Here is a 3,695-nt window from a genome sequence, read left to right as displayed (position 1 = left end):
AGGCGCGGCTGGCCGGGCTGAACACAGCTGTTCTGGCCGAACCCCGGCTGGTCGAGATCCCGGTGGCCTATGGCGGCGCCTTCGGCCCCGACCTGTCCGAGCTGGCGGCGCATCACGGCCTGACCGAGGAGGAGGTGATCGCCCTGCATTCGGCTGGCGAATACCGCGTCCACATGATCGGCTTCACCCCCGGCTTCCCCTTCCTCGGCGGGCTGCCGGAGCGGCTGGCGACGCCGCGCCGGTCCTCGCCGCGGCTCAGGATCCCGGCCGGCACCGTCGCCATCGGCGGGCCGCAGACCGGCATCTACCCGGTCGAATCGCCTGGCGGCTGGAACCTGATCGGCCGCACGCCGCTGGCGCTGTTCCTGCCGGCGGGCGACCCGCCCAGCCTGCTGGCGGCCGGCGACCGCATCCGCTTCCGCCCGGTCTCGGCCGAAGAGTTCGCGACCCTGTCGGGAGACGCCAAGTGACCGTCGAGGTAATTGACCCCAGGGTCGAGGTTATCGATCCCGGCCTGCTGTCGACGGTGCAGGATCTCGGCCGCACCGGCCACCGCCGGCATGGCGTGGTGGTGGGCGGGGCGATGGACCGGCGCTCGCACGCCGTCGCCAACATTCTGGTCGGCAATGATCCCGGCGCCGCGACCATCGAGATGACGCTGATGGGCGCCGCGCTGCGCTTCCCGGTCGAGACGCTGATCGCCCTGGCCGGTGGCGGCATGCGCGGCACGATCGGCGGCGAGCCGGTGCCGCTGCGCCGGCCGGTGCTGGTGCCGGCGGGGGCGGAGTTGCGCTTCACCCCGACCAATATCGGCTGCCGCACCTATCTGGCGGTGGCGGGCGGCATCGACGTGCCGCCGGTGCTCGGCAGCCGCTCGACCTATCTGCGCGCCGGCCTCGGCGGGCTCCAGGGCCGGGCGCTGCAGGCCGGCGACCGGCTGGCGGCGGGGGCACCGACGGCGCTGGGTGAAAGGCTGGCCCGGCTGCTGGCAGCGGACCGGGGCGAGCTGCCCTTTGCGGCCACCACCTGGTTCGCCAGCGCCGATCTCGACCCGTCGCTGCGCCAGTCGCCGCATGTCCAGGTGCTGCCCGGGCTGCAGGCGACGGCGTTCAACCAGGACAGCCTGGCCGCCTTCCATGCCGAACGCTACACCCTCAGCCCGCGTTCCGACCGCATGGGCTACCGGCTGGACGGGCCGGCGCTGAGCCTCAGCGTCCAGCGCGACTTGCTGTCCGAGGCGGTGACCACGGGCACGGTGCAGGTGCCGCCCGAGGGCCTGCCAATCGTGCTGATGGCCGATGCCCAGACCACCGGCGGTTACCCCCGCATCGCCCAGGTGGTCGATGCCGACCTGCCGGTGCTGGGCCAGCTGCGCCCCGGCGACACGCTGCGCTTCGTGCCGGTCGGCTTGGCGATGGCGGAGCAGCGCCGCCGCCGCATCCGGCTCGATCTCAAGCGCCTGGCGGCAGGGGTGCAGATCCACGCCGGGGCCTGAACCCGACCGAAGGAAAGACGGCCTGCGCGCAGGGATACGCGACACCGAGATCTGGTTCGACATCGACGGCGCCGGGCTGGTGCCCGATGGCGGCACGATGCGGGAGCGGCCGACCGGCTTCCTGATCCATGGCGGCCCCGGTTCCGACCACAGCGGCTTCAAGCCGAGCATGAGCCCGCTGGCCGGCCACATGCAGCTGGTCTATTTCGACCATCGCGGCCAGGGCCGCTCCGGCCGCGGCGACCCGGCGCGCTATACGCTGGACGAGAATGTCGAGGATATGGAGGCGCTGCGCCGGCATCTCGGCCTGGGCCCGATCGCCAGCATCGGCACCAGCTATGGCGGCATGGTGGCAATGGCGCATGCGGCGCGGTATCCGGAGGCGGTGTCGCATCTGGTGCTGATCGTCACCGCGGCGCATGGCGGCTTCATTCCGCGGGCCCAACAGATCCTGCGCCAGCGCGGCAATGCCGCCCAAATCCAGGCCGGCGAGACGCTGTGGGCCGGCGGCTTCCGCGACGAGGAGGAACTGCGCCGCTACTACGACGCCATGGGGCCGCTCTATGCCCTGCGGCACGACCCGGTCGCCGCCAAGGCGAATCGCGGCCGGGGTATCGGGTCGCCGGACGCGATCAACCGCGCCTTCGGCCCGGACGGCTTCCTGCGCCGGCTCGACCTGCGGCCGGAGCTGGCGCGGATCACCGCGCCGACCCTGATCCTGGCCGGCCGCCACGACTGGATCTGCCCGCCGGAATTCTCCGAGGAGATCCACCGCCTGATCCCCGGCTCGGCCCTGCGCATCTTCGAGAACAGCAGCCATTCCATCCGGGTGGACGAACCCGAAGCCCTGCGCCAGGCGATCGCCGGCTTCGTGGCGGGGTAGGGGGTATCCGAAGGATTTTCGCGTTGCCTCGCCCCGCGGCGCGGGAGAGGCAACGCAAACGGGCGTCAGCCGAATCCGTCGGCGCGCAGGTGCACGGCTGCCTGCAGCCGCTGCCAGGCCTGGGCCTCGCGGCGCCGGATTTCGGCGGCGATCAGCTCTTCATCCGATGGGCCATCCGGCGGGCCGGTCGCAGCCGTTGGTCCGGTGTCTGCCGATGCCGGCAAGGGCGGTGGTGGCGACGGGAAGATCTCGTCGGTGTCGGTGTCGAGCATGTAATGCTCGGTCACGGGACGGCCGAGTTCGGCCGACGGCACCCGGCGGAAGCGCCCACGCCGGAAGCGGATGCCGGCAACGCTGAGGGTTTCGGCCTCTTCGGGCCCGTCTTCCTCCTCCGGCGTCGCCCCGGTGACAAAGGCCGGCCCTTCGGGCTTGATGCCGAGGCTGCGGCACAGCTGCCGGATCAGCACATCGGCCGGCGGAATGGTCTCGGCCCGGTCGGTGTCGATGCGGTCGCAGGTGTCCAGCCGGTCCCACATCGCACCGGTCAGACGCTCGCGGGCTTCGGGGGCGTCCGGTGTGGCGGCGTCGATGGCCTGCATCACGCCCTGGGCGACGGCATGGAGACGTTCGGCCCGCGCCGCCTGCGCTGCGTCCCGCCTGTCCTCGACCGCGTGCCGGGCCTTCTGCCGTTGCTCCTGCAGCCGGGCCTTCAGCGCGATCGAACGGCGGACGCCGAGGAACAGGTGGCTGAAGCGGGTTTCCGCCGCCCCGGCCTCGGCCATATCCTGCTTCTCCCGCATGGCCGTGACGCCATGGACCTGGAATTCCCGGGCAAATCCGACGCTGAGCGCCTCCAAATCGGACAGCAGCGCCCACTCCCGCGCAAACGCCTCCGCTGCCGGTGAGGCGGTGGGGGCTTCGGGCGTGGTGGCGACTTGTGTCATTCCTTGATAGGAACATAAAGGGAACAAAAAGTCAAGCAAGCACCGCCTCACCACTCTCCACCGTCATTACGAGGAGGCGAAGCCGACGAAGCAATCCATTGGCCCGTGCAAGCTGCTGCATGGATTGCTTCGCTGCGCTCGCAATGACGGTTTTGGGGTGGGCCGGCTGACCCGTCTTGCGCACCCCACCGTCGCGGAACGAACCGGCCTCCAGGATTCAGCGATAAAAATTCGTGGTTGATCTCAATTCCACGCGGTGGCACGGCTTTGTCCGACCCAAGGGAAGGACGATTCGATGCTCCGCCACGGCCAGATCCTCACCGCCGGCCTGCTGGCCGTCCTGCTCTGCAGCGCTCCGGCCGCGGCCGAGACC

Annotated in this window: 4 protein-coding genes; 3 read left to right on the top strand and 1 reads right to left on the bottom strand. The window is 71.0% G+C overall.

Annotated elements, in window-relative coordinates:
* The 3 genes from pxpB to AC3XYG_RS06170 form a co-directional block, all read left to right on the top strand.
* Positions 1-470 (top strand): 5-oxoprolinase subunit PxpB (gene pxpB, locus AC3XYG_RS06180; RefSeq protein ID WP_489138935.1); only part of this gene is annotated, 470 nt, incomplete at its 5' end.
* Positions 467-1,495 (top strand): 5-oxoprolinase subunit C family protein, encoded by a 1,029-nt coding sequence (locus tag AC3XYG_RS06175; protein WP_489138934.1) that lies wholly within the window; start codon positions 467-469, stop codon positions 1,493-1,495. The genes pxpB and AC3XYG_RS06175, both read left to right, overlap by 4 nt.
* 79 nt (positions 1,496-1,574) lie before the next feature.
* On the top strand, positions 1,575-2,378 hold the full coding sequence (locus AC3XYG_RS06170) for an alpha/beta fold hydrolase (RefSeq protein ID WP_489138933.1): 804 nt from the start codon (positions 1,575-1,577) through the stop codon (positions 2,376-2,378).
* Between the two features lie 65 nt (positions 2,379-2,443).
* Here AC3XYG_RS06170 and AC3XYG_RS06165 read toward each other — a convergent pair whose 3' ends face one another.
* Positions 2,444-3,322: a hypothetical protein gene (locus AC3XYG_RS06165; RefSeq protein ID WP_489138932.1), complete on the bottom strand. Its 879-nt coding sequence runs from the start codon at positions 3,320-3,322 to the stop codon at positions 2,444-2,446.
* Positions 3,323-3,695: the final 373 nt, after the last annotated feature.

It is taken from the genome of Inquilinus sp., from assembly GCF_057815775.1.
This window is presented reverse-complemented; position numbering and strand designations above follow the sequence as displayed.

What these genes read in the sequence shown, in the direction of transcription:
- AC3XYG_RS06165 (WP_489138932.1), bottom strand. Translation starts at nt 3,322, where the DNA reads ATGACACAAGTCGCCACCACGCCCGAAGCCCCCACCGCCTCACCGGCA.